The organism is Caulobacter sp. LARHSG274, from assembly GCF_052871235.1.
The window spans coordinates 45,811-71,124 of the sequence record NZ_JBIXJO010000021.1 but is presented as its reverse complement, the minus strand read 5'-3'; the positions used below and the strand labels follow the sequence as shown (position 1 = coordinate 71,124).

Sequence of the window (25,314 nt, the reverse complement as noted above, 5' to 3'; positions counted from 1 at the left end):
GCTCGATGAAAGCCGCGGGGGCCGCCCGATCCCCCAGTCAAAGTCGCCTAGAACTCCTTGCGGACCGTCAACCACACCGACCGCGGCGCATTGCGCTTCAGCAGGAAGCCCGACTCCGGCAGTTGCGCGACGACGTCATAGATTTGGACGTTGGCCGGGAGGTTGGCGCTGATCATCGGATCGTAGGCCGAGATATATTGCGTATTGAGCAGGTTTCGAACGTCCAGGGTGACCTTGGTCTTGGCTAGACCTTCGTATTGCACCGAGACATCCACGTTGTCCTGCTTGGGCAGGAAACGGTGGTCCAGGGCGTTGGTGTTGAGCTTGCGTTCGTCCATCCAGCGGTGACGGACGTTGAAGCGGAAGTCCTTGTATCGATAGGAAATGGTATTGCTCACCGTCCACTTCGGAGACCGGGCCAGGATCCCCGCGTCGACGCGCAGGACATCGTCATCCACACCCAGGCCGTTGGCGCCGGTGTTGAGCCAGTTGTAGGCCTCGGTCGTCTTGCCGTTCAGGTAGGTCACCGACGGCGACCATTCGAGGTTCCGCGTGATCCGCCACTTGCCCCAGGACTCGACCCCGCGCGTGAAGTATTTGTTGAAGTTTTCCGGCAGCAGGTAGGTCGAGACGTTGTCCTTGTCGACCGCCGTCGGATAATCGTTCACCGCGAAGTTCTGGTAGAAATAGGTGATCTGGCCGTTGAACTTGCGATCACCGAACGTATAGGCCAGTTCGTGGCCCTTGATGAAGGCCGTCGGGCCAAGCGGACGAACCAACGTCGCCGCGGTCGAGTAGCGGTTGATGACGCCCGCCGCGGGTTGTTTGGCGTCGGTGTACCGGTAGTAGATCTTGTGCTTGTCGTTGAAATTGTACCCGACGGACACGCTGTAGTCGACGACGCCGAGGGCCCTGTCGGCGCGGATGATCTTCGACGCCGTCTGGGTCATGTAGACGTTGTCGTAGACGGTCAGCGGATCGCCATCGAGCCCGCCATTTGTCAGCGAGGCGGCGCCGGCGTTACGCGTGTCCCAGGTCTCGGAATAGGTCTTGGCGTTGAAGTGCTGGTACTTGATGCTGCCATTGAAGTCCCAGTGGCCCGGCGACCAGTTGAAGCCGGCATAGGGCGAGACCTCCAGGATCTTCGCCCGCTGCGACACCGTGGTGAACAGGCCGCTGCCATAGGAGCCCCAGCCGCCGGCGTCGGTCAGTTGATAGGTCGTTCCCGATGCCGTGACGTATTTGACGTTCAGGTTCTGGACTTGCCCGTCGGCCCAGGCCGACACGCCCAGGCCGTTGGCCCAGTTGTCGTTGGCCTGGTTGGATCGGGCCAGGTAGACGCCGAAATTCAGGTTGTAGGACTCCCCGTGGTAGCTGGCGGTGAAGTTGCCCATGAAATCTTTTGATCCGCGGTCGTTGTCCTCCGCCCGGGTCAGCAGCACCAGGTCCTGCGAAGCGCTGGCGACCGGCACGACCCCGGAATTGAAGGTTCCGTTCGCGTTCGGGATGGTGGCGGTGACCAGCCCGCCACGCATGTCGATGTCACGATTGGGCAGGCTATTGGCCACGATACAGAGGCTGTTGGACTGCCACGTGGTCGCCGTGACGCGCGGACAGGCCGCGCCAGTGCGATAGTTCGTCCCCAGCTGCGAGCCGGCGACGTTGTTGGCGATCCTGGCGACCATCGCGCCGGCCGCATTGTAGAGTTCGTAGTAGCCGGGCGTACGATCGAGGTTGTTGATGTTCAGGCCGAAACGCTCGCGCGTCGCCGCCGCCGAGGCCAGCGAAGCCAGGCCCTGGGGCTTGTAGGACTGGCCCCGGTAGTCGGACTTTTGAAGACGCAGCGCGCCCGTAAAGCCCCAGGCGCCGTCCGTATCGTGACGCCAGTTGAGTGAAATCGCATCCTGTTTGTAGCGATAGCCGGCTGACGGATCGAGCGTGTGGCTGCCGGACTTGAAGTAGTTCGGAACGGTCTGCTCGCCGCCGTTCATGAACAGGTTCACATCCCGGCCGAAGCCGGGGATCTCCTGCCCATCCTGGTAGCCATAGGCTGGTTGTTGGAAGGTCGTCAGTTCGGCGTTTGTGTCGTCCAGGTGCTTCAGGATCACATTGAAGGAGCCCGACCCGCCGCCGCCCTGATATTCCTTGTAGAGGTTCACCTTGAACTGCCCGCCGTGGTTCAGGTCCCACCCCGGGTTCACCTGTCCGTTGGACCGGCGATAGAAGCCGCTGACGCCGATGCCGGCGTCGCCGGCCTTGTTGACCCAGCCATAGGACCCGTCGACCTGCTTCCACGACAGGTGAAGGTCCTCCCCCTCGAAGCCGAGACGGGTTTGGATGACCCCACCTGGCCTGACTGCCCCCGTGATGTAGTTGAACGTGGAGCCCACCGAGGTCGTCACGCCGGTCGCCGACGAACCGCCGCGGACCGACTCGACCCGGCTGGTCGAAATATCCGCGCGGTAGAAGTAACCATCCTGGAAGCCGCTGAACTTGAACGGCACCACCGGCAGGCCGTCTTCCAGGATGGTCGTCCAGAAATAGCCCGAGGTGTTGGCGCCCGTTCCGATCGTCATGCCGCGCGTGAAGACCTCGTTGCGCGCCACGCCGTCGTTGGATTCGACGACCACGCCGGGCATGTCGCGCAGCATGTCGTCGGCGCTGATCGGCGTGAACTTCGATATGTCGTCTTCGTTCAGCACCGAGAAGGACACATTGGCCTTCTTGGCCGCGGTGCCGGCCATGACGCCGGTGACGATGACTTCGTCGACGGCCGAGGTCTCGCCCTCGACCTGGCCCTTCATCGGCGCCGGCTTTCCGGCGGCAGCCTTCGGCGCCGCCGACTGGGCGTGGGCCGCCGTCACCGACAGGGCGCTCGCGCCGACGGCCAGAGCCATGACCAATTGAGAAACCTGCGTGGCGCGACGCGAGCCGCGCTGAGGGTTGTGACCACCCATTTTTCCTCCCCTTCGGAACTTTGTCCGATCTCGCCCAGAGCCGTTGTCGGCGCTCGGATCACCGACCGCGCCATCGAAATCGAAGGCGCCGGAACGCCCCCGATCGGCTATACTGTTATCGATACCAGCACGTTTCACGGACTGTCAACGGCTTTCCAACGCTCGATAGACCAAGGAATGATCGCCCCATCGTGCCCAGAGTTTCGCGACCGTGGGTGACGCCTACTGCTCATATCGGCGCGGACATCAATGGCAACAACCGTTATTAATTCAACTATCCGCAGAATTTACCAGAAATGGTAGTTTGATATCTATTTTCATATTCCGGTTTATTTGTCGCCATTATCTATAATTTCTATTATATCGTAAATCTACACCTTTCTATCTCCGGAAATTCTGGCAGCTAAGAGTCCGACTTATAATGTTTCTGTTGTTGGTCAGAGGCTTGCGACGCGCCGTGTCATGAGTTGGACGGAGGCCAGGAACAGCCATGCGGTCGAGCTTTCGATGGTCTTTTCGAAGTCCTTGGCCAGGCGGCGGTTTTTGCCGAGCTAGGCGAAGGTGCGCTCCACCACCCAGCGGCGCGGCAGGACCTCAAAGCCCTGGGCGGTGTCGGATCGTTTGATGATCTCGAACGTCCAATCACCGGCGCCCGCCATGGCATGACGCAGCTTGTCGCCGGCATGGACGCCGTCGGCGAACAGGTGGCGCAGCCAGGGAAAGCTGGATCGGATCGAGGCCAGCACCCTGGGAGCGCCGTCGCGGTCCTGGATGTCGGCGGTGTGGACGATCGCCCCGACCAGAAGGCCCAGGGTGTCGGTGGCGATATGGCGCTTGCGGCCTTTGATCTTCTTTGCCGGCGTCGTATCCGGACGGACCGCCGCTCTCGGTGGTTTTGACGCTCTGGCTGTCGATCACCCCGGCGGTGGGCGAGGCCAGGCGCCCCTGGGCCTCACGCGCAGCATCAGCAGCAGATGGTTGAGCTTCTTCCACAGCCCGTTGTCGCGCCAGAGATAAAAGTAGCGCTGCACCGTCGTCATCGGCGGGAAGTCGCCGGGGAGCATGCGCCAGGGCAGACCGCCCCGCAAAATATACAGCAGCGCGTTGATGATCGTCCGTAGCGACCACTTCGCGGGACGGCCAAGCCGAGAACGCGACGGGATCAGCGGCTCTAAAACCGCCCATTCCTGGTCCGTCAGATCGCTTGAATACCGCAGGCCCTTTCGGGCATGCTTGCGCCGGGTGATTTCGGTCCACATGTCGATTTCTGTTGGCAGTTCGCACCTCCAACAGAATCACAAGTCACTGATTTCACCCAACTTCATTTCGGGTCAGCCTCTAAGAGGCGCGCAGCGTTCAGCACTACCCTCGCCCAAGACGCTCGCGCAAGGCCCGGTTCTCGGCCTCAAGCGCCTCGACCTTGTCGTGTAGCGGTTGGACGGCGCGCGCGATTTCGGCCTCGGTGAAGCGGGGGACGATGTGCTGGGGGCAGTTCCAATCGAACGCCGCCAGGCGGAGGCGGAAAATTCGCTCCGGCCTCGCGCGATAGCTGGGATCGACGACCTTCTCCAGGAGCGCCGGATCGGCATCGAGCGTCAGGCGCTCTGCATGGGCCAGGATCTTGAGCCTGGCGCGCCGGGGATAATCCACCAGGATCAAGGCCACGCGATCATTGGCGTCCAGATTGCCGACGCTGATGTACTGGCGATTGCCACGGAAGTCCGCGAACGCGAGCGTGGTTTCGTCGATGACCTTCAAGAAACCGGGCGGCCCGCCGCGGTACTGGACGTAGGGCCAGCCGGTTTCAGACATGCTGGCCATATAGAAGCTGTCGCGCGCCGCGATAAAGGCCTCTTCGTCGGCGGTGAACGCCTCGAACTGTCGATCGACCTGTCCAGGCGTCCACAGATGGTCGACGCCCATTTCGGCCTGCGCCGATCTCACGCTCGCCGAGGTGGCGAGGTCCAGAAAGCTGTATCGGCTCACGAATGGTCCTTCATCGTGCTGACCTCGCCGCCGCTGGTGACCCTAGTCGATCAGCGCCGCGTCCAGGGTGATCTCGGCCTTCAGGAGCTTGGATACCGGGAAGTTGGCCTTGGCGCCGGCGGCCAGTTTCTCGAAAGTCTCCTGATCGGCGCCGGGGATCCTGGCTTTCAGGCTGAGGTGAGAGGCGGTGATCGCGTAGCCGCCATCGACCTGTTCGAGCGTGACCTTGGCGGATGTGTCCAACCGGTCGGCGCGCAGTCCCGCCTCGCCGAGCACCAGGGACAGGGCCATGGTGAAACAGGCCGAGTGGGCCGCGGCGATGAGCTCTTCGGGATTGGAGCCGGGCTGGCCCTCGAACCGGCTGGAAAAGCCGTAGGGATAGTCCTGCAGGGCGCCGCTCTCGGTCGAGATCAAGCCCTTGCCGTCCTTGATGCCGCCGCTCCACGCGGCCGATCCGGTCCTGGCGATCTTCATCGCATTCTCCTTGAACTTCGACGTTGCGCCGACAAGCGCATGATCGGGAGCAGCCGGCTTGAACGAAAGCGGTGTTCTCGGTCGGCGGGGCAAGTCCTCGGAGGGAAAGACCATTGAACCACTCCTGGAGCCGACTCAATGTCTGCAATTGGCGCGTCCGGGACCTGGTCGGCGTACGCGACTTCGCCGGCGAAGCGGCCGTTCAGAATTGGAATGGCGTTTGCCCGAAGAACCTGCGCCAACACCCGTGTCTAGTAGAGCTGGGAATTGCTCTCCTCAGTGAGATCGTCGAACACCTTTTCGACGTCCGGCCGCTGCAGGGCATCCGCATAGATCCTGCCGAACGAAATGCGGGTTGGCGCATCCCAGGTCTCGGGGTTCCACAAGCCCGCGCGCCTGGCCGAGCGGACGCAGTGGAAGGCGGCGCGATCGATCTCGACCCTGATGATCAGGACGGCGGGCTTGCCGTCGGCGGAAAGCCGCCGGCAGAGCTCAGGGTCGCCGATCAGCGTAGCGCGGCCGGAGATGCGCAGCACCTCGTCCGTCGCGGGACGGACCATCATCAGCCCCACCCGCGGATCCTTGAGGATGTTGCCGAGGCCGAGCGCGAACTGGTTTCCCTTGCGTTCGGGGATGAGCAGGGTGCGGTCGTCCACCACCTCGACGAATCCGGGGTGGTCGCCCTTGGAGCTGACCTCCAGCCCCCAGTCGCCTACGGTCGAGAGGGCTAGGAACGGGCATCGCCGAATGAAGGCGACGCCCTGGCCGCACAGTCGATCGCGGATCTTGGCGAAGGCGGTCTGAGTGGGTTCTGGGATCAGCGCCCGCAGCGCCTCATGGGTCAGGATCTGCGCCATTCATCCCTCGCTGTGGGCCTTTGCTGAGGCGATCGCGCTGTCGGGCTCAGCATTTCGATCTGCTCCCCGATCAGCGTCCAAGAGGATCCCTGGACGGAAAAGCACGTCTGAGCTTCCCGTCTGCGAACGGCATAATGTGAGTGGCTGGTGTTTGCCAAGGCATTGCGCGTCCATGATCGCCCGCACGATCCGGTCGGCTGACCGCAGGCGGAAGGTCGGGTTTCCGGGCCGACGCCAATGTCCGCAGGTGGCGCGCTTCAGCCCGCGATACCGACTTGCCGAGCTTTATGTGGAGCACTTTGTTGCGAGAAAATTACGGCGAACGGCGAACGGCGAACGGCGAACGGCGGTCGGCGTCAGCTCACCCATCGTTTGACGCAGGCGAGCGCGTAGCTCTTGGGCTTCCAACCTCAGGCGAACGGCTTCGGTGACCGGCTCGACGCGGCGGGTCGAGATCCCAAAAATCTTACGACGATCGTACAGGGTGCTCGCTGCCCGGGAACAAGTTGTCCCGACTCAAGTTGGTAGCAGGGCCGCCCGCGGCGTCAAAACCTTCGCTATGCCCTTGGCGTATCGTGAATAAGTACCCTGATGGAAACCGGGTCGGCGGGGCTTTTGTAAAAGCAAATCGAACGGTGATGCATGATGTTGATCATGGAAGACGCGCAGGTGACCGTTAATCAGTTGATCGGAGCCTGGGAACTCGTCGAATGGTCGGAAATCCATTTCGACGGAACAAAGACCTACCCCTTGGGTGAAGAGGCGTTGGGACAGCTCCTTTACAGTGAAGATGGTCATGTCGCAGCGCAATTGGTTCGGGCCAGGAGAGCTAGGTTCGAGTCCAACGACTGGCGCATTGCTGCATCCGATGAAGGAGCGCGCGCATTCAAAGAATATTTTGGATATTTCGGAACCTATTCGGTTTCCCTCGATCGCGGCGCCGTGGTGCATCACGTCAAAGGGGCTTGGTTTCCCAACGTCGAGGACAGCGATCAAGCGCGCAGGTTCAAATTTGAGAACGAACGCCTCGTGCTCGACGCCGATACAGATTGGGGCAAGGTGCGGATTGTCTGGCGTCGGGCAAAGGCCTGGAATCCGGCCAAAGCGTGAACCGGGCGTGAATACCCCGGCGGCGCATACGGTAAAAACCGTCGACGAGGCGCTAGGAGCTGGGGACCTTTCTAGAGAGCACGGGGTGCTCACGGCCGGCTGGGGAAGCCGTCGTGGCGGCGTTCGAACAAGCTTCAGGCGTTCGGCCCTGGCAGCCTGGTCGTGCTGCCGGGCGGGCAGTCTCATTTCCACTGGGCCAGGGACGGCGAATACGTCACCCAGGTCTCGGCCCTGGGGCCGCGGGGTTTGGTACGTCGCCGCCGAGAACGATCCGCGGCGCCACACCCGGTAGCCTGGTCTGGCCTCGCCATAATGCAGAGCGGCGCAAGGGTGTCGGCCGGAGCGTGATGCTCGCTGGCGGGGCGCGTCCCATTTGCCGAATGCGCCCGGAGCGGGAGCCGACCGGCTCAGGCGCGAAGCGCCTTCGACATGCCAGGATTGGATGCCCCATGCCCCGAACCATCACGATCGACTTTGTTTCAGACGTTTCCTGTCCTTGGTGTGTCATTGGCTTTGGAAACCTGGACGTCGCGCTGAAGTGGCTCGAAGGGCTGGTCAAGCCGGTTATCCACTTCCAGCCGTTCGAGCTCTGTCCGAACCTGCCGAAGGCGAGAACCGGCACGACAATGTAGCGCGCAAGTACGGGATGGGCCACGCGCAGGCGAGGGCCAACAGGGAAGGGGAGCGCGCCCTCGCCTGCGAAGGTGGGCTTCGACATGGTGACCACGAAGCACCTACGCCGTGGATGCATGTCTGCAGCTGGCGCGCTGCCGCCCATGAACCCATCGAACGACCCTGCCGTCACCAAGCCTCGTTCGTCGCGAAGAACCGGGTCCAGAAGGCGTATTTGGCGCCGCCGGCGATCGGCGTTGGACGAAACTGGTCGCCCAGGACCATGACCACGGGCTTGTCCGGATCGAAGCGCGGCCAGATCGGCAGGCCCGCGCCGTTCGGATCGCCCGTCTTGGCGTAGTTGGCCCAGTAGGACGACATCAGATCGGCGATGCGCCGGTCCTCGTCGGTCCAGGGCAGGTCGACCTTGTTGAGGCTGTTGAAGACATAGAAGATCTCTGAGCCGTGATAAGCGCCGCGCGTGTCGTGGTCCGGGCCGGGCGTGGCGTGCGCCCACCAGTAGGTGAAGACCGGCTTGCCGGTGTCCCGCGTCCACTGGCGCGCCCACAGGTAGGTCGAGATCTGGCTGTTGTCGTGAATCGCCTCGTTGTTTTGTCGTGCGGCCTCATCGTCGGTGGTCGCCGGATAGAGCTTCAGAAACTCTTCGGCCATCGGCCCGAATTTCCGTCGGGCGGCGGCCTGGAAATCGGCGAGGGTGGCGACCTGCCGCGGCGCCCCGCGCGTGATCTCGGGCCTTGGCGCTCCAGGCGCGCGGAGCTTGGCCCAAACGCCCTGCGGCGCGGCGCCGCCTTCGTCACGGTTGTTGCCGGCGATGTAGATGACGGGCTGCTGCGCCTTCAAGGCGAAGGCCTGGCTGAAGGTATGCGGCAGGACGTATCCGTCGATGACGGGACGGAAGAACGGGGGGCGGCCGGTTCCGCCCGTATAGACATCGTCTTCGGTGCTGGGGGTCTGGCGGATCAGCGATTGCCAGGGCATGGCGCGAAGGTCGGCCAACGATTTGGCGCCCAACTTCGCCACATAGGCCGCGCCGTCCGTTTCGGCCTTGGATTTCTCGCGCCACGACGAGGAAAGGTAGCGCAGCTCCAGGTCCTGGGGCCAACGCACCTGGCTCTCGGCCAAGGCCTGGTTATAGAGGCCCTTGGCGAGCGGCGAGATCGACAGGAAGTTGACCGTGCCGCCACCGGCCGAATGGCCGAAGAGCGTGACCTTCTCCGGATCGCCGCCGAACGCGGCGATGTTGCGCCTTACCCATTGGAGCAGGGCGATGTCGTCCATCAGGCCGTAGTTGCCCGAAGCGCCGCGCCCGGACTCGCGGCTCAAGTCCGGGGTCGCCAGGAAGCCGAGCGGGCCCAGGCGATAGTTGAAAGTGACAAGGATGACGCCCTTTTTGGCCAGGGCTTCACCGTCCAGCTTCGGCAGCGATCCCGATTCCGCGCCAAAGCCGCCGCCGTGAACCCAGACCAAGACCGGTCGCCGCTCGGAGGCGCTGGTCGCGCCGGTCCAGATGTTGGCGACCAGACAGTCCTCCGACATCGGCTCGTCGCCGGGATTGTGCGACTGCGGGCAGATGTCGCCGAACTTGTCGGCCTTGCGCACCCCGCTCCAGGCGATGGGCCGGGCCGGCGGTCGCCAGCGAAGACCGCCGACGGGTGCGGCGGCATAGGGAACGCCCTTGAAGACGGTGACCGACGGATCGTTGGCTGGAACGCCTTCGATCAGCCCGGTCTCGATGCGGACGGGGCCTTTGATTTCCGCCTGCGCCGACGAGGCGATGAGCGCGAGGGCGGACGCCGCGGCCAGGCCGCAGACGAGGAGGGGGCGGAGGGCAGGCATGGAACGAACTCGTCTATGCGCGGCGGGGAAGTCGGCCGGGCCTGGGAAGCGCCCAGGCCCGCCACGATCACATCTTCATGCGGAAGCCGAAGGTGAAGTAGCGACCGATAGGATCGTCGGTGAGCGCGAAGCCCGCGAACCCGCCCGGAGCGGTCGAGCTGCCCGTCGCGTTGGCGGCGGGGGGCGTGGCGTCGAACAAGTTCTGCACGTTGAGGAACAACTCGCTTGAGCCCAAGGTCGACCCCGGCAGCTTGTAGGAAATGTTCAGGGACGTCTGGGCGTAGGCGTCGATGCTGTCGGCGCCGTTGAGCCAAACCACGGTCGGGTCGCCCGAGAGCTTCAGCCGGTTGCGCCAGCGCTGCATCACGTCGACCCTCAGAGCGTCGGTGACGGCGTAGCTGAGCATGCCGGTCAGGCGCCAGGACGGCGCGGCCGTGATGCCGGTCGATCCGAAGGCGACGCCGCCCTGGTCGATCGTCGGCACGGCCGGCTGCTGGTAGCGGATGTGCGGCTGGTAGGCCGCCAGGCCGCGCAGGGTCAGGCGGCGACCAAACAGCATGCCGCTGTAGTTGGCCTCGACGTCCACGCCGTGAGAATCGACGACGGCGAGATTGATCGGTTTGACCAGCCAGTCGGTCACCGCGCCGGCCGCATTGCGGACGATCAGGTCGCAATAGGTGGCGACGTTGGTCAGGTTGCAGCCGTTCTGGATGGCCGGCTGGAAGCCTTGGACCGTAGTGATCGCGTTGGTGATCTCGATCTTGTAGTAATCGATCGCGAGGCTGAGACCCGGCGCGAAGCTCGGCTTGTAGACGAGGCCGACGGTCTTGGTCTTTCCGATCTCGGCGGTCAGGTCAGGATTGGCCAGGTTGACCGAGGGCAGGGGATTGGACGCTCCGGTCTTCAGGTCGGCGTTGGTGACGATGACGACCGACGTCGGCGCGAACAGATCGTTCAGCGTCGGCGCGCGGATGTCGCGCGAGAGCGTGCCGCGGATGCGCAGTTGGTCGTTGACGTGCCAGTCGCCGCCGAGCTTCCAGGTCCAGTAGCTGCCGACGGTGTTGTACTTGGTGTAGCGCGCGGCCGTATTGACCTCGAAGGCCTCGATGAACGGCTTGTCGGCGATCAACGGCACGTTGGCTTCGGCGGCGACTTCCCAGACGTTCTGATCGACGCTCGGGCTGGCCGGGAAGGTGTTGCGGTAGAGGAAGGTTCGCGCGCCCGCAGCCACGCAGTTATAGCGAAGGTTGGTGCAGTCGGCGAACTGGTCGGGGCGCGCATCGCTGCTCGACTTGAAGGTCTGGCGACGCCATTCCCCGGACAGAGCGACCTTGACCGGCCCGGCCCAGGTCGAGAACGGCGCGCCGGAAATGTCGCCGGCCAGATCGTCCTGGGTGGTTTTGCCGACATAGAGCGTGTCGTCCAGGATGTAGTCGATCGCCGCCGCGCTGGCGGAGGTCGGGCCGAACAGGTTCAGCGGCGCGCAACCGGCGTAGGCCGTGGCGGTCGCCGCCTGGGTCGAGGCGTAGCAGACCGGCGCGCCGTTGCTCCCCGGAACAGCGTCCAGCGCCGCCGAGAGCTTCTGGTTGTTGACGTTGTTGATCAGGGTCGTCGACAGCTTGGCCTGCCCGCGCGTATAGGACAGGTTCCACTCGTAGGACCCCAGCCTGCCGTCCAGGCCGGTGTTGAAGATGAACTGGCGCGTCTTGGGAATGGCGCCGAACCGCTCGGGCTGGTTGAAGATCTTGCTGAGGGAGAAGGTCGCCGTCGGAATCTGCGCCTGATAGGCGGCCGGCAGGAACGCGTTCGTCTTGCTAAGGGTGATGTTCGAGAGGTTGACGTCGTCGCCGTAGAACTTGTTGCGCTTGGCCGTCATGCCGGCGCTGGCGAAGAAATGGGTGTCGGCGGTCAGGTCGTAGTCGAACCGGCCGTAGACCTGATGCATCCGCTGGGAGGCTTTCAGCGAATGGTCGAAATAGCCGCCCGCGCCGCCGCTCTGGGTGGTGGTCCCGGCATAGGTCGTTCCGTTGACGAACGGGCTCAGCACGCCGTCGGCCGAGAAGTACTGCCCGTTGATCGCGCAGGCGCCGGTGCAGGTGATGCGACCACCGAAAGGCTGCGCCGAAAGGGTCGCGTTCTCGATCAGCTGATAGGGGATGGTCGTGCCATTGCCGACCACCACCGGGCGCGAGAAGAAGTCGCGGTCCGAGCGACGCGAAACGCCCTCGTCGTCGCGGAACTCGTAGCTGGCCTCGAAGTGGCCGCGGTCGTTCAGCAGGCTCTTGCCGAACGCGGCGCCGGCGGCCTTCTGCAGGCCGTCGTCGTACTTCGAGATGCCGACTTGGCCGTAGGCTTTCACGCCATTGAACTTGGTGTCGGTGATGAAGTTGATCACGCCGGTCACGGCGTCCGAACCGTAGACAGCCGAGACGCCGCCTGTGACGACGTCCACGCGCTGGACGAGCAACTGGGGAATGACGTCGGCGTCAACGATGTTGCTGATCGAGGTCGGCGGCACGCGACGGCCGTCCATCAGCACAAGGTTGCGGGTCGCGCCGATGTTGCGCAGGTTCAGCTGCGCGGCGACGCCATTGCCCCCGCCCACGCCGCCGGTCGCCGAAGCGTTGCTGATCTGGCTGCGCGAGCCGGAGAACACAGGCATGACCTGCACCGACTCGGTCAGGCTGGTCGGGCGCATATTGGTCAAGGTTTCGGTCGCCACGGCGGTGACCGGCGTGGGGCTGTTGTTGCCGTTGCTGACGCGCGAGCCTGTGACGACCACGGCGTCGACCACCTGAGACTCCGAGGGAGCCGGCGCGGTCTGGGCGAAGGCGGCGTGGCTCATCGCCAGCAGGCTTGCGCCGCTGAGCAAGGCCGGAACGGAGTTCAGGCGGATCATCGTTTTCCTCCCCTACGCGGCCTCATCGTCGCGCCTTGGCGCTAACCCGCGGGATGGTTGGGCGGCGCTTAGGCGCTCTGTTTCCCGCCGCGTTGTTGCGGCCGAGAAATTAGCGGCAAGCTAGGGGCGCCGGCGCGGCGGGGGCGCTATTCAATCCATGGGCCCGGAGATAGGTTTTGACCGAGCCAAGCCCCGCGACAGGCCAGCCGAACGGGCTTTCCCCGGTCGGCAAAGGCAGAGCGCGACGGCGAAATCGGCGAATTGACCCCGTCGCGGCGCCCGATTGAATTTGCGCCTGTCGTGCGCGGTTTCGTCGGTCTCGCATTGACCGATCGCGCGCACCGCCACCTCCATCCAGGCAATCAACGCGGCCCCGGGCTAGACGCTCGCGCTGGCCAATGTCTGTCGCCGACTCCGGCGCGGGCGAACAGGGGGAAGCATCATGGCGTCGATCCATACGCTGGCCACGACCGAACCGCCGAAGGAGGTTTCTTCGACGTTTACACGATGGCTCGTGCTGACCCTGCTCGCGCTCGGCGTCCTGATCGCCTTCGTGGACCGGACGAGCATCTCGTCGGCCATGGCCGAGAAGACTTTCGTCAAGCACTTCGACCTGTCCCACCTCGACCGCGGCGGGGTCAACTCGGCCTTCTTCTGGTCCTACGGCCTGATGCAGATGGCGATGGGGTGGGTGGTGGACCGCTATGGGGTCAAGACGCCCTACACCATCTGCTTCGCGCTCTGGTGCCTCGCGACGGCCCTGACCGGTTTCACGAGCACCCTGATGGCGCTGGTGATGATGCGCGTCATCGTCGGAGCGGCCGAGGCCGTGGTGATGCCGGCCAGCTATCGCTGGATCCGCAACAATTTCAAGGAAGGCCAGAACGGCACGGCCGTCGGCTTCTTCGCCATGGGCAACAAGTTCGGGCCGGCCATCGGCGCGCCGGTCGCGGCCTGGCTGATCGTCAACTACGACTGGCGGATGATGTTCATCCTCACGGGCGTGGCCGGCCTGATCTGGCTTGTGCCGTGGGTGCTGCTGGTCAAGAACGACCGTCTCCGGGGCGAGGCGGCGGTGGCGCAGAAGGCCCAGGCCGCGTCGGTGTCCCTGGCCAGCATCCTCGCCAGCCCGCTGGTCTGGGGCGCGATGATCGTCAACTTCTGCTACGGCTACTTCACGTTCTACTGCATGACCTGGATGCCGGCCTATCTGGTCGAGGAGCGCGGCCTGTCGCTGAAAAGCTCGGGGCTCTACACATGCTTCAGCTTCGCCGGCATCGCCATCGTCGCGCTGATCGCCGGATGGGCCGCCGACAGGATCATCGCCCGGGGGGGCAACGCGGTTTTCGTTCGCAAGGCCTTCGTGATCGCCGGCTTCGTCGGCGCCTGCACCGTCCTGCTCGGCGCACGGGCCCCGTCTTTGGAGATGGCGCTGTTTTGGAACGTGTTCTCGCTGTCGTTCCTGGGCCTGGCCACGGCCAATAATCTCGCCCTCACGCGTCTTACCCTGATCCCCGCGCCGGCCGTGGGCCTGGTGACCGGCGTCCAGCAGGTGGCCACCAGCCTGGCCGGCGGGGTCGCGGCCAGCCTTTCGGGCTGGCTGCTGCAGGTCAGCGGCAGCTACGAGCTGCCCATGTTCGTGATCTTCGTTTTCCTGCTGATCGGCGCCCTTGCGACCTGGATCCTGCTGCAGCCCAAGTGGGCGCCCAAGGTGGCGCAAGCCGCGCCGGCGACGACCTAGTCCAGGAGGATGCTCATGACACAATCCCTCAGGCTCGAACGCTATACCCGAACCGCGGTGGTCCTGCACTGGCTCATCGCGATCCTGATCCTGGGCAACCTCATCCTGGCGCTCGTCTCGGCCAATTCCGCGGGACCGCTGCACAGGACGGCGCTCGATCTTCACAAGTCTGTCGGCTTCAGCGTGCTGCTGCTGAGTCTGGTCCGACTGGCTTGGCGCCTCTACCGGCCGCCGCCCCCGATGCGCGAGGGCAAGGCTTGGGAACGCGCGGCGGCCGAGATCGTCCACGTCGCCTTCTACTTCCTGATGGTGCTGATCCCGGTCCTCGGCTGGGTGGTCAGCTCGGGCGCCAAGACCCGCCACGCCATCAATGTGCTGGGCTGGCATGCGCCGTTCCTGCCCGTGATGTCGGGCAAGCAGTTCACCGGGCCGTTCATGGATACGCACCGGCTGCTGGGCTTCACAATGGCCGCGCTGCTGATCCTGCATATCGGCGCGGCGCTGAAGCACAGGTTCCTCGACAAGGACGGGGTGTTGGGACGGATGTCGCTGTGGCCGCGCCGATCACAGATCGAGCAGGATGCGGTCTAAGCCAGGTCCGAGCGCGACAATCAATGAGCGTCGCCACTGTTTGAATGACCCGGATGATCCGCGCTTGGTCATTCTTGGATCGACGATGCGCGACGAGCGCCTCGGAGGGTCTTCGCCCAGGGACGGGGACACCAAGGATTTTGGGAGGACGGCGCCCTTGAAGAGGCCCGCTTCAAGTCCGGCGCCCCAGAGCGCCTCGTATTTCGATCCGGAACGGGCGCTCTGGCTGTCGCGCCACATCCTGCCGCACGAGCACGCGCTGCGGTGCTGGCTGCTCAAGCGCCGCCAGCTTCTCGTCGATGTCGACGACTTGATCCAGGAGAGCTACGCCAAGCTGGCGGCGCTCAAGTCCGTAGGTCACATCGACAACCCGAAGTCCTATTTCTTTCAGACCGCTCAATCTTTGATCCTGCAGCAGGCCAGACGCGCCAAGGTGGTCTCGATCCTGGCGATTGAGAACCTGGAGGCTGCGGGCCTGACCGACGAGCTCTCGCCGGAGCGGCACGCCGCAGGTCGAGAGGAGTTGAGGCTTCTCAATCAGGTTCTGGCCGAGTTTCCGCGGCTGCGTCGCGAGGCCTTCCGGCTGCGCAAGGTCGAGGGTCTTTCACAGAAGGACATCGCCGCCCGCCTGGAGCTTTCGGAGAAGGCGGTCGAGAAGCACATCGCCAAGGCGGCGAGCCTGCTGATGAATTTCTACGGTCGTGGCGGGAAACGCGGATCTGGCGCATCTATGAGGGAGACCATCCGCATCCGGTTCGCGCGTGACCAGACGAGAGACTAGCAAGGACATCGATCGAGCGGCCGCCGCGTGGGTGGCGCGCACCGACCGTGGTCCGCTCACCGACGCCGAGCGCCTGGCCCTGAGCGCGTGGCTGGAGGCCGACGCCCGTCGCCAAGGCGCATTCGCCAGGGCCAATGCGGTGATGGCGCGGGCCGACGAGGCGCGGCACTCGACCCTGGATTCCGCCTACGCCCTGCGGTCAGTCCATGGTGGGCGTCGCCAGCTGGTCGCCGCGGGCGTGGTCGCCGCTCTGGGCGGCGTGGGCCTCTGGGGCGCGCGTTCGTGGAGCGCGCCGATGGTTCTGCGCTCCTCCAGAGGCGAGGTGCGCCGCGTGCCCTTGTCCGACGGCTCGAGCGTGACCCTGAACACCGCTTCGCTCCTGAAGGTGCGCTTCACCCCCCATGTCCGTGAGGTCGCGCTGCTGTCGGGCGAAGCGCTTTTCAATGTGGCGTCGGACCGCTCAAGACCCTTCACGGTTGAGGCGGGCGACGTGCGCCTGCAGGGGGGAGCGACCAGTTTCGTCGTGCGCAAGGACGACAAAGGCCCCGTGCGAGTCATGGTCCAGAGCGGCCAGGTGAAGATGAGCTGCAAGGGCGCGCCCGCGACGCTGGTCGTGGCCGCCAACGCCGCCGCCGTCGCGCCGGACGCAGGCCTTGGTGCGCGAACGCTACCGCCGCCGGTGCCGCTGGACGCCGACGAGGTCGCCCGTCGGCTCAGCTGGCAGGACGGCATGCTGGCCTTCAATGGCGAGACCGTGGGCGAGGCCGCGGCCGAGTTCGCGCGTTATTCCTCGACCCGCATCATCATCGAAGACCCCGCCCTGGCCGCCGAACCGTTGTCGGGCCTCTATGCGTCGAGCGACCCCGCCGGCTTCGCCCGCGGCGTGGCCTTGTCGTTCGGCGCGCGCGTGGTCAGCGACGCCGACGGCGTCCATGTCGTCCGCTAGCTTGGCTTCTCGCCGAGCCTCAAGCCGATCTTTCGAAAAATTTGCGCGGACGGCCGGGGGAAAGTCCGCCCCGATGCATCTATTCCCAAAACAAGCAGGCGACAGCCTGTCGAGGGGGGACGATGACTCGCTATTCACGCATGTTCTGTGGAGCGTCGCTGGCGGCGCTGCTGGCCGCAACTGGCGCCGCGGCCCAGGAACGCACCTTCGATATCGCCAGCGGCCCCGCTTCAAGCGCGATCCCCATGTTCGCGCGCCAAGCCGGCGTCCAGATCATCGCGCCGGCCGCCCGCCTCAAGGGCGTGGTCACGCCCGCGCTGAAGGGGCGACAAGACGCTCGTGTCGCGCTCAAGACCTTCCTGGTTGGAACCAATCTTGAGATCGCGTCCGACAATGGCTCGGTGGTGATCCTGCGCCAAGCGGGGGCCGCTCCTGCCCCCCAGGCCGGCCCGACGCCCGCCGCGGCCGCTCCGGTGAGCGCGCCGACGGACCCCGCCGATGACGGCGCGGCGTCGGTCACCGAGGTCGTTGTCACCGGCTCGCGCGTCATCCGCAATGGCAACAACAGCCCGACCCCGATCACGGTCCTCCCGGCGGACGACATCCAGCGCGTCCAGCCGACCACGATCGCCGATGGCCTGAACCAACTGCCGGTCTTCTCCAGCCCGCGCAACCAGTACGGCAATCCGAACGCCGGCGTCGGCGGCGGGGCGGGCGGCAACGCCGCCGCCAACCAGTTGAACCTGCGCAACCTGGGCTCGGTGCGGAACCTGATCCTGCTGGACGGCCATCGCGTGCCGCCGACCTCGGTCAACGGCATCGTCGATGTCGACATGGTCCCGCAGATGCTGCTGCAGCGGGTCGACACGGTGACCGGCGGCGTCTCGGCCGTGTATGGTTCGGACGCGGTGACGGGGGTCGTCAACTTCATCACCGACACCAAGTTCACCGGCGTCAAGCTCAGCGCCCAGGCCGGGGTTTCGAAATACGGCGACGCCGAGCAGCAGAGCGTCGGCGTCGCCTACGGGACGAACTTCGCCGACGCGCGCGGCCACTTCGAGATCAGCTACGAGCACCGCAACGACGAAGGCGTGGCCCGCCGATCGGACCGGCCGTGGTTTCACCAGCAGAGCATCAGCGGCGCGGGCACGACCGCGGCGCCCTACCAGCTCTACAGCGACGTCCGCCTGCTGAACTTCCCGTTCGGCGGCAAGATCACCAACGGTGTCCTGGCCAACCAATACTTCGCGGCCAACGGCGTGCTGAGCCCGTTCGCCAACGGCGCGGCGATCAATGGCTCCACCTGCTGCCAGGTCGGCGGGGCGGGCGGCTACTACGACTCCTCGCTGAAGGCGCCGCTGCGTAGCGATCAGGTCTATGGCCGGGTCGACTACGACGTGACCGAGACCGTCCATGGCTACGTGGCGGCCAGCTTCAACGACAAGCGCAACGAACAATTCCTCACGCCGCCGCTGATCAGCAACGTGACGATGAACAGCGCCAACGCCTTCCTGGCCCCTGCCTATCAGGCGCAGCTGGCCACGGCGGGGCAGACGACGTTCGCCTTCAGCAAGATGTTCGACCAGGCGCCGCGCCTGAATCCGGTGGCCGAAGAACGCCAGTACACGATCAATGCGGGCCTGGACGGCAAGTTCGGGGACTACAGCTGGGGGATCAACTACACCCACGGATCGGCGCGCCTGGCGACGACGCTGAACGCCAACCCGAACAACCAGCGCCTGGCCGCCGCGCTCGACGCGGTGATCAATCCGGCGACCGGTCAGCCGGTCTGCTACGCGGCCCTGGCCAACAGCGCCTACGCCAACTGCATCCCGCTGAACGTCTTCGGCCCGACCTCGGCCAACGAGGCGGCGATCAACTACATCATGGGCAGCACGCACATGACGGCCGATACGGGTCTCGACGCCCTGACCGGTGAGATCGGCGGCTCGCCGTTCTCGACCTGGGCCGGCCCGGTCAACGTCGCCCTGTCGGGTGAATACCGGAAGCTGAAATACCACTCGACCAGCGACGCCCTACCGACAGACCGGGCCAACTGTTCGGGCCTGCGCTACAACTGCACGGCTGCGACGGCGCTCTACCAGAACACCTTCGCCGCGCGCACGCCGGTCAGCGACACGGTCAAGGAGGTCGCCGCCGAAGTCGACGTACCGCTGCTGGCCGATTTCGCCCTGGCCAAGTCGCTGAACCTGAACGGCGCGGCCCGCTACACCAGCTACGAAACCAGCGGCAAGTACTGGACCTGGAAGCTGGGCGTCGACTGGCACCTGACCGACGATTTGCGCGTCCGCGGCGCCCGTTCGCGAGACATTCGCGCGCCGACCCTGGACGACCTTTACGCGCCGGCCTCGGTCAACACCCTGACCAACAAGGACGAACTGACCGGCCTGACGCCAGGCCTGTCCGCGGGCACCTCCCCTGTGCCCGGCCTGTCGGCGGGCAACGCCGGCCTGAAGGCCGAGATCGGCCACACCAGCACGCTCGGCGTGGTCTGGCAGGCTCTGCCGCGTCTGAGCTTCGCGCTCGACGCCTACTGGATCAAGATCACTGACGCGATCTCGAACATCCAGGGCTTCAACCCGACGATCCAGAAGGCCTGCTACGACAGCGGGGGCTCCTCGCCCTATTGCGCGCTGCAGACCCGCCCGCTGGGTTACGCCAACACCACGGCGGCCAACCTGGTCACCAGTTGGACCTCGACCGTCATCAATATCTCGGAGATCGAGAGCAACGGCGTTGACTTCGAGGCCAACTATTCGGGCGCGCTTTTTGGCCGGCCGCTGTCGCTGCGCGGTCTCGCGAGCTACCAGCCGCACATCTACTACCGCACGCCCGCCCTAGTGACGATCGACGCCGCCGGCAGCGCGTTCGGCACCAACGGTCTGCAGGCCAGCCCGAAATGGCGTCTGACCGGCTTCTTCCGCTACGCGGTCACCGACACAGTGACGATCGACGTGATGGAGCGTTGGAGAAGCGCGCTGAAGCACAGCGCCGATCCGACCCAGGTCTGGACCAACAACCACCTGGGGACCTTCGCCACGACCAACGTCAACCTCCTGTTCAAACCCAAGAACGGGTTCGGCGACGCCGAGTATTTCCTGAACGTCCAGAATCTCTTCAACGCCACGCCGCCGGCGACCGCCTTCTTCGGGGCGGCCACCATTCCGGGGCAGTTTGGCGGCTTCGCGATCGGCGACGATCCGACCGGCCGCTACGTCACGATCGGCGCGCGCATGAAGTTCTGATCCTCCCCCCGGGAAGCCTCATCTCCCGGGGATACTGCACCGAGGCGGCGAACCCTGGCGCTCACCCGCTGCGTCGTCGCCTCGGTCCTTTTTCCAGCGTCGCAACGCGGCGCCGGAAGAAACCATTTTCCCGCCGGGCTCGCGTCAGCGCGCTCGGCCTAGTCGGGACAACGCCTATGCTTGGACGACGCGCTGGCGCAACGATCGCCGCCCTTCTGACCTTGGCCCCCGCGAATGCATGGGCGCAATCCACGCCGTCGGCCGAGCGCGCGCCGGTCCGGATCGAGACGGGATTGCTGACCGGCGTCGCCGGCCGCGATCCCTCGATCACGGCCTACAAGGGCGTTCCCTACGCGGCGGCGCCGGTCGGCGCCTTGCGCTTCCGCCCGCCCGCCGCGCCCGCCGCATGGCAAGGCGTCCGCGCGGCCGATCGCTTTGGCGCCCTGTGTCCGCAACCCCAGGGCGGCGGACCGCCGCCGACGGGGGCGATGGACGAGGACTGTCTGACGCTGAACGTCTGGACCGGCGCGGCTTCGGCCAAGGAGAAACGCCCTGTCCTGGTCTGGATCTATGGCGGCGGTTTCCTGAACGGGACGGGGGCCAATCCGGAATTCGACGGCGAGGGCCTGGCTCGCAAGGGTGTCGTCGTCGTGACCTTCAACTACCGCCTCGGCGCGCTGGGCTTTCTGGCCACGCCCGAGCTCAGCAAGGAAGCCGAGAGCGGCGTCTCCGGCAACTATGGCCTGCTCGACGACATCGCCGTGCTCAAGTGGGTTCAGCGCAACATCGCCGCGTTCGGCGGCGATCCCGCCCAGGTTACGATCGCGGGGCAGTCCGCGGGCGCTGGCTCGGTGGGCTTCCTCACCATGTCGCCGCTGGCCAAAGGCCTGTTCCATCGCACCATCGCCCAGAGCCATTCCCGCTATCCCCGCGATCCGGACCTGCGGTTCCTGTCTGTGTCCTACCGGACCCGCGCGGCCGCCGAGAGCGCGGGCGCGGCCTATGCCGGAGCCCGTGGCGCCCGCACGCCCGATGAGCTGCGGGCTCTGCCGTGGCAAAAGCTGATCGAGGGCAGCGACGCCGTCGACGCCTCGGTTGAAACCGGCACGCCGGCCAAGCCGCCGCTGTTCCGCCCCGTGCTGGATGGCTGGGTGATCCCCTCCACCTATGACGTCGCCCTGGCCAAGGGCGCGTTCAACGACGTGGTCGTGGTGACCGGCAACAATCGAGACGAGACGGGAGCCGTCCCGGCCACGGCCTTCGCGACCCTGCGCGCCCGCACGGGTCCGCCGCGCGCCGGCGCCCCCCAGGTCAGCGTCACCTTGGCGGACTATGTCCAGGCCGCTCGGACCAAGTACGGCGCCCTGGCCGACGCGTTCCTGAAGCTCTATCCGGCGACGAACGACGACGAGGCCGCCTTGGCCAGCAACGCGGCGGCCTACGACAATAATCGCAGCTCGACCTATCTCTGGGCGGTCGAGCGCGCCAAGCGGACCACTCGGCCGATCTTCACCTACTGGTGGACCCACGCGCCGCCCGGACCGGGCCACGACCTGCGCGGCGCCTATCACGGCTCGGAGATCAACTACGCCTTCGGGAACCTCTACGCGACCGATCGGCCGTGGACGGCGGAGGATCGCGCGATCGCCGAGCGGATGTCGTCCTACTGGGCCAACATCATCAAGACCGGTGACCCGAACGGGGCGGGGCTGCCGACCTGGACGCCGTTCGATCCGGCCGCGCGCCAGGTCATGATGCTGGGCGACCAGTGGGGCCCGACCGCCGTCGCCGGCAGCCCCGAGAAACTCGATTTCTGGCGTCGGTTCTACGCCGCCCAGGCGGCCTGGTGAACGGGAGGGCTGAGATGATGAACTCGCGATCCGAACACCGCGCGGCGACGGTGCTGGGGGCGGCCGTGCTGGCCCTGGTGCTGGGCGCCAGCGCCACGCCGGCCTTGGCCTGGCAAGCCGCGACGTCACCGCCTGTCCAACTGGGGCCTGTGCGGGGCGAGGGATACAGGACGCAGTACCTGCGGCTGGCGCCGCAAGAGACCGAAGGCCTGCTCTACGAGCCGACACGGCCGGGGCCCAATGCCCGGATCGCGCTGGTCTATGCCCATCCCAACGCCAACACCTTCAACGAGCCGATCGGGCGGGAGATGGCCGCGCGTGGGTATCGCGTCGTGATGGTCAACCATCGGGGCGACACCGCGCCGGAAGCCTATCTGCCGTCGATCTCACGCGGCCTGGCCTTCGCGCGGTCCCTGCCGGGCGTGACCCGCGTGATCCTGGTCGGCCACAGCGGCGGCGGGCATCTGGTCACGCTCTACCAGAACGTCGCCGAGCATGGCCCGGCCGCCTGTAGCGGTCCGGAGAAGATTTATCCCTGCAAAGTCGAGGGGCTTTCGGACCTGACCAAGCCCGATGGCCTGATCCTGCTGGATCCCACCCTCGGGGCATTCCACCAGATGAGCGCGGTCGACCCGGCGGTCGGCGACGACCAGCGGATCGTCGCGTTGGACATGTTCGCGCCGGCCAATGGCTACGACCGGGCCGGCAAGCGCGCGATCTATAGCGCCGCGTTCGCCCAGCGGTTCTATCGCGCCCAGGCCGATCGCAACGCCCGAATCGTCGGCGAGGCTCAGGCGCGCCTACGGCTGATCTCGAACGGCGAGGGGCTCTTCACCGACGACGAACCGCTGGTGATCTCCGGCCTAGGGCAGCAGGCCGCTGGCGCCAGGCTCTATCAGCCCGACGTCGCCTTCGCGGCCCATACCAAGGCGGCCCACGCCCTGCTGCGCGCCGACGGGACGATCGGAGAGGAGGTCATCCGCTCGGTGCGTCCGCCCAGCGGCCAGCAGACGCCGGCGGCGCTGGGTTCGCTGAGCCTGATGACCCAGAACACCACGGTGCGGCGCTTCCTGGCCGCCTCGGCCATCCGCACGAGCGCCGACTACGCGATCACCGCCGACGACATCGTCGGGGTCGACTGGCGCTCGGCCATGACCTCCACCCCCGCCAACGCGGAGGGCGTCAGCGTGCCGACCCTGGTTCTGACCATGAGCTGCCACTACCTCGTCGTGCCGGACGAGATCATCTTCGACCACCTGGGCTCGAAGGATAAGACCTTCGCGGCCGTCGAGGGCGCGACCCACCTCTTCAACCCTTGCCGTCCCGAGTATGGCGACACGGTCAAGCGCACCTTTGACTTCGTCGACGGCTGGCTGAAAGGGACGGGGCGATTCTGATGGGCGCGGCGATCCCGGCCCTGTTGGCGGCGCTCGCCCTGCTAGGCCGCGGCGATCGCGCCTCGATCCCCTATGTCGACGCGCACTCCCACCTTCTGACGATCATGGCGCCCGACGAGGAGATCGCCTTGTTCCGCGCGGCGGGTCTGGCCGGGGTGGTGATCATGCATCCAGACCCGGAAGCGCTCGAGCGGGTGGCCAAGCGGCATCCTGGCTATGTCACGCCCTCGATCAGCCTGGCGCGCACCGCCGGAATGACGGGCTTGCGGCCAGGCCCCGAGGCCGTCTCGGCCTTTGCGCGCCTGCAGGCCAAGGGAAGCGTGTGCGGTTTCGGCGAACTGCCCACCCGCTACGATCCCGCCCTCTATCCGAGCGACGCGGCCTCGTTCGGCAGCCCGTTCCGCCAGCGAATCTATGCGCTCGCGCAGGGTCGCAAGACGCCGGTGTCGGCGCACGTCAGCCTGGAATCTCCGGAGACCATCGCCGCCGTCGAGGCCGTGGCCGCCGATCATCCTGACATGCCGCTGATCCTGGCGCACGCCGGATGGAGCGCCGAGGCCGACCTTATCGGCCGACTGATGGCGGGCCATCCCAATCTCTACGCGGACCTATCGATCCGGCTGGATCCGGCGCGAGCCGACAATCCCAATCTGCGCCTGTCGATCCTGACCGCCGACGGCGTCTTGAAGCCCGAATGGCGTGCGGTGATCGAACGGTTTCCCGGCCGGTTCCTGTTCGCCATGGACGTCACCGAGGCCAACCGTCACGGCCGCATCCCCGAGTTGCTGGCCACCGCCCGCCGGGCGTTCGCGCCGCTCCCCCGCGAGGTCGAGGACGCCGTGGCGCACGGCAACATCCAGCGACTGATGCGCGGCTGCCGCCCGCCTGGTCGCTAGCACCCCCGAATGGAAGAGACGTCATGCTGAAGTCGCTCCTCGTCATGACCGTCGTGGCCGTCGCGCCCTTCACGGTCCAGGTCCAGGCGGTCGAGCATCCCATCGGCCGCGCCGGCGCGCTCGTGCGCTATTGCGACGCCGACGTCACTGTGCGGGACAAGGACGGCAAGCTGGTCGTCGTGGCGATGGCCAAGGGCTGGACCGTGGTCACGGCGCGCCCGGTCCCGCTCGACGCCGTCAGGCCCGGCGACTTCGTGGCGACGATCAATCGCAATGTCGACGCCACCACCGGGCGCGCCAGCGAACTGCGGCTGTTCGAGCCGGGCTACCGTCCCGAGGTGGGCACCCACGACATGCCGCTGCCGGGCACCTCGATCACCCACGGGACCGTCGTAAAAGCGCGCAAGAGCCAAGCAGGCCTGGAACTGGACGTGACCTATCCCGGCGGCGGCCGCCGCATCCAGGTTCCGGCCGACATCCAGCCCATCGCCTACGACGTCCACCCTCGCGATTTCGCCAAGCCCGGCGTCAGCGTGTCGGCCGTGACCCGCCGTGACGCCGACGGTGTCTGGCGCGCTGGCCGGATCATGATCCAACCCTGAGACCCGGATCGAATATCTTTTTTGGAGATGACGATGTTCAAGAAGATCGCGATCGCGACCATGGTCGTCCTGTCGCTCTCGGCCGGGGCGGCGTTGGCGTTGGATGGCCGGGCCGTGATCGAAGCCCGCCAGGCCTATTTCAAGGGCATGGGCAAGGAGATGAAGGCCTTGAACGAAGGCGTTCGGTCGAACACCGACGACGTCGAGGCGCTGAAGCGCGGCGCCGCCGCGCTGAAGGCCGCGTCCCCGAAGATGATGTCGCACTTCCCGCGCGGCTCGGGCCCCGAGGTCGGGGTCAAGACCGGCGCGAAGCCGGAGATCTGGACCAAGGGCGCAGACTTCAAGTCTGACGCCGAGGCCTTCATGCGCGCCGCCGACAAGCTGGATGTCGCCGCCCGCACCGGCCAGATCGCGACGATGAAGCCGGCGGTCGCTGAACTGGGCGCGACCTGCAAGGCCTGTCACGACGCCTTCCGCAACAAGGACAACTGA

19 protein-coding genes and 1 pseudogene are annotated in these 25,314 nt (G+C 65.9%); 12 read left to right on the top strand and 8 right to left on the bottom strand.

The features are described from left to right. Positions 1 to 47 precede the first annotated feature (47 nt). The 6 genes and pseudogenes from ACIPQB_RS22855 to ACIPQB_RS22830 form a co-directional block, all read right to left on the bottom strand. Positions 48 to 2,897, bottom strand: a complete 2,850-nt coding sequence (locus ACIPQB_RS22855) for a TonB-dependent receptor plug domain-containing protein (protein WP_446487547.1) — start codon at positions 2,895 to 2,897, stop codon at positions 48 to 50. A gap of 611 nt (positions 2,898 to 3,508) precedes the next feature. Further along, positions 3,509 to 3,814: pseudogene (locus ACIPQB_RS22850) on the bottom strand (transposase); the annotation flags it as partial. A 57-nt stretch (positions 3,815 to 3,871) separates the two neighbouring features. Then, complete coding sequence (locus ACIPQB_RS22845) at positions 3,872 to 4,216, bottom strand: transposase (protein ID WP_446487546.1); 345 nt, start codon at positions 4,214 to 4,216, stop codon at positions 3,872 to 3,874. 103 nt (positions 4,217 to 4,319) lie between these two features. Continuing rightward, entirely contained in the window at positions 4,320 to 4,943 is a 624-nt protein-coding gene (locus tag ACIPQB_RS22840; RefSeq protein ID WP_446487545.1) for a pyridoxamine 5'-phosphate oxidase family protein, read from the bottom strand. 42 nt (positions 4,944 to 4,985) lie between these two features. Beyond that, entirely contained in the window at positions 4,986 to 5,417 is a 432-nt protein-coding gene (locus tag ACIPQB_RS22835) for an OsmC family protein (RefSeq protein WP_446487544.1), read from the bottom strand. A 251-nt stretch (positions 5,418 to 5,668) separates the two neighbouring features. Next, complete coding sequence (locus tag ACIPQB_RS22830; protein WP_446487543.1) at positions 5,669 to 6,274, bottom strand: MSMEG_1061 family FMN-dependent PPOX-type flavoprotein; 606 nt, start codon at positions 6,272 to 6,274, stop codon at positions 5,669 to 5,671. Between the two features lie 654 nt (positions 6,275 to 6,928). Between ACIPQB_RS22830 and ACIPQB_RS22825 the strand changes: the two genes are divergently transcribed. Both ACIPQB_RS22825 and ACIPQB_RS22820 read left to right on the top strand, forming a co-directional pair. Continuing rightward, a complete protein-coding gene (locus ACIPQB_RS22825) occupies positions 6,929 to 7,384 on the top strand; it encodes a lipocalin-like domain-containing protein (protein ID WP_446487542.1) in 456 nt (151 codons plus the stop codon). A 449-nt stretch (positions 7,385 to 7,833) separates the two neighbouring features. Continuing rightward, positions 7,834 to 8,016, top strand: coding sequence for a hypothetical protein (locus ACIPQB_RS22820; RefSeq protein ID WP_446487541.1), 183 nt, complete (start codon positions 7,834 to 7,836; stop codon positions 8,014 to 8,016). 169 nt (positions 8,017 to 8,185) lie between these two features. On the opposite strand, the gene ACIPQB_RS22815 is transcribed toward ACIPQB_RS22820, so the two are convergent. After that, positions 8,186 to 9,853 (bottom strand): carboxylesterase/lipase family protein, encoded by a 1,668-nt coding sequence (locus ACIPQB_RS22815; protein ID WP_446487540.1) that lies wholly within the window; start codon positions 9,851 to 9,853, stop codon positions 8,186 to 8,188. A gap of 67 nt (positions 9,854 to 9,920) precedes the next feature. Then, positions 9,921 to 12,752 (bottom strand): TonB-dependent receptor domain-containing protein, encoded by a 2,832-nt coding sequence (locus tag ACIPQB_RS22810; RefSeq protein WP_446487539.1) that lies wholly within the window; start codon positions 12,750 to 12,752, stop codon positions 9,921 to 9,923. 514 nt (positions 12,753 to 13,266) lie between these two features. Here ACIPQB_RS22810 and ACIPQB_RS22805 point away from each other — a divergent pair. The 10 genes from ACIPQB_RS22805 to ACIPQB_RS22760 all read left to right on the top strand — a co-directional run bounded on the left by ACIPQB_RS22805 (position 13,267) and on the right by ACIPQB_RS22760 (position 25,314). After that, the gene (locus tag ACIPQB_RS22805; protein WP_446487538.1) at positions 13,267 to 14,493 is read left to right on the top strand and encodes an MFS transporter; all 1,227 of its coding nucleotides are present in this window, start codon (positions 13,267 to 13,269) and stop codon (positions 14,491 to 14,493) included. Between the two features lie 15 nt (positions 14,494 to 14,508). Continuing rightward, entirely contained in the window at positions 14,509 to 15,084 is a 576-nt protein-coding gene (locus ACIPQB_RS22800) for a cytochrome b (protein ID WP_446487537.1), read from the top strand. Positions 15,085 to 15,241: 157 nt separating this feature from the next. Then, complete coding sequence (locus ACIPQB_RS22795; protein ID WP_446487536.1) at positions 15,242 to 15,865, top strand: sigma-70 family RNA polymerase sigma factor; 624 nt, start codon at positions 15,242 to 15,244, stop codon at positions 15,863 to 15,865. Then, a complete protein-coding gene (locus tag ACIPQB_RS22790) occupies positions 15,846 to 16,811 on the top strand; it encodes a FecR family protein (protein ID WP_446487535.1) in 966 nt (321 codons plus the stop codon). The genes ACIPQB_RS22795 and ACIPQB_RS22790 overlap by 20 nt, the downstream gene beginning before the upstream one ends. Before the next feature lie 122 nt (positions 16,812 to 16,933). Next, positions 16,934 to 20,077, top strand: coding sequence for a TonB-dependent receptor domain-containing protein (locus ACIPQB_RS22785; protein WP_446487534.1), 3,144 nt, complete (start codon positions 16,934 to 16,936; stop codon positions 20,075 to 20,077). Positions 20,078 to 20,253: 176 nt separating this feature from the next. Further along, complete coding sequence (locus tag ACIPQB_RS22780) at positions 20,254 to 21,927, top strand: carboxylesterase/lipase family protein (protein WP_446487533.1); 1,674 nt, start codon at positions 20,254 to 20,256, stop codon at positions 21,925 to 21,927. A gap of 14 nt (positions 21,928 to 21,941) precedes the next feature. Then, a complete protein-coding gene (locus ACIPQB_RS22775; protein WP_446487532.1) occupies positions 21,942 to 23,324 on the top strand; it encodes an alpha/beta hydrolase family protein in 1,383 nt (460 codons plus the stop codon). Then, a complete protein-coding gene (locus tag ACIPQB_RS22770; protein ID WP_446487531.1) occupies positions 23,324 to 24,220 on the top strand; it encodes an amidohydrolase family protein in 897 nt (298 codons plus the stop codon). Before ACIPQB_RS22775 ends, ACIPQB_RS22770 begins: the two co-directional genes overlap by 1 nt. A 23-nt stretch (positions 24,221 to 24,243) precedes the next feature. Further along, a complete protein-coding gene (locus tag ACIPQB_RS22765; protein ID WP_446487530.1) occupies positions 24,244 to 24,822 on the top strand; it encodes a hypothetical protein in 579 nt (192 codons plus the stop codon). A 33-nt stretch (positions 24,823 to 24,855) separates the two neighbouring features. Next, positions 24,856 to 25,314, top strand: a complete 459-nt coding sequence (locus ACIPQB_RS22760) for a c-type cytochrome (protein ID WP_446487529.1) — start codon at positions 24,856 to 24,858, stop codon at positions 25,312 to 25,314.

What these genes read in the sequence shown, in the direction of transcription:
- ACIPQB_RS22855 (WP_446487547.1), bottom strand. Translation starts at nt 2,897, where the DNA reads ATGGCTCTGGCCGTCGGCGCGAGCGCCCTGTCGGTGACGGCGGCCCAC.
- ACIPQB_RS22845 (WP_446487546.1), bottom strand. Translation starts at nt 4,216, where the DNA reads ATGTGGACCGAAATCACCCGGCGCAAGCATGCCCGAAAGGGCCTGCGG.
- ACIPQB_RS22835 (WP_446487544.1), bottom strand. Translation starts at nt 5,417, where the DNA reads ATGAAGATCGCCAGGACCGGATCGGCCGCGTGGAGCGGCGGCATCAAG.
- ACIPQB_RS22830 (WP_446487543.1), bottom strand. Translation starts at nt 6,274, where the DNA reads ATGGCGCAGATCCTGACCCATGAGGCGCTGCGGGCGCTGATCCCAGAA.
- ACIPQB_RS22825 (WP_446487542.1), top strand. Translation starts at nt 6,929, where the DNA reads ATGGAAGACGCGCAGGTGACCGTTAATCAGTTGATCGGAGCCTGGGAA.
- ACIPQB_RS22820 (WP_446487541.1), top strand. Translation starts at nt 7,834, where the DNA reads ATGCCCCGAACCATCACGATCGACTTTGTTTCAGACGTTTCCTGTCCT.
- ACIPQB_RS22815 (WP_446487540.1), bottom strand. Translation starts at nt 9,853, where the DNA reads ATGCCTGCCCTCCGCCCCCTCCTCGTCTGCGGCCTGGCCGCGGCGTCC.
- ACIPQB_RS22810 (WP_446487539.1), bottom strand. Translation starts at nt 12,752, where the DNA reads ATGATCCGCCTGAACTCCGTTCCGGCCTTGCTCAGCGGCGCAAGCCTG.
- ACIPQB_RS22800 (WP_446487537.1), top strand. Translation starts at nt 14,509, where the DNA reads ATGACACAATCCCTCAGGCTCGAACGCTATACCCGAACCGCGGTGGTC.
- ACIPQB_RS22785 (WP_446487534.1), top strand. Translation starts at nt 16,934, where the DNA reads ATGACTCGCTATTCACGCATGTTCTGTGGAGCGTCGCTGGCGGCGCTG.
- ACIPQB_RS22780 (WP_446487533.1), top strand. Translation starts at nt 20,254, where the DNA reads ATGCTTGGACGACGCGCTGGCGCAACGATCGCCGCCCTTCTGACCTTG.
- ACIPQB_RS22775 (WP_446487532.1), top strand. Translation starts at nt 21,942, where the DNA reads ATGATGAACTCGCGATCCGAACACCGCGCGGCGACGGTGCTGGGGGCG.
- ACIPQB_RS22770 (WP_446487531.1), top strand. Translation starts at nt 23,324, where the DNA reads ATGGGCGCGGCGATCCCGGCCCTGTTGGCGGCGCTCGCCCTGCTAGGC.
- ACIPQB_RS22765 (WP_446487530.1), top strand. Translation starts at nt 24,244, where the DNA reads ATGCTGAAGTCGCTCCTCGTCATGACCGTCGTGGCCGTCGCGCCCTTC.
- ACIPQB_RS22760 (WP_446487529.1), top strand. Translation starts at nt 24,856, where the DNA reads ATGTTCAAGAAGATCGCGATCGCGACCATGGTCGTCCTGTCGCTCTCG.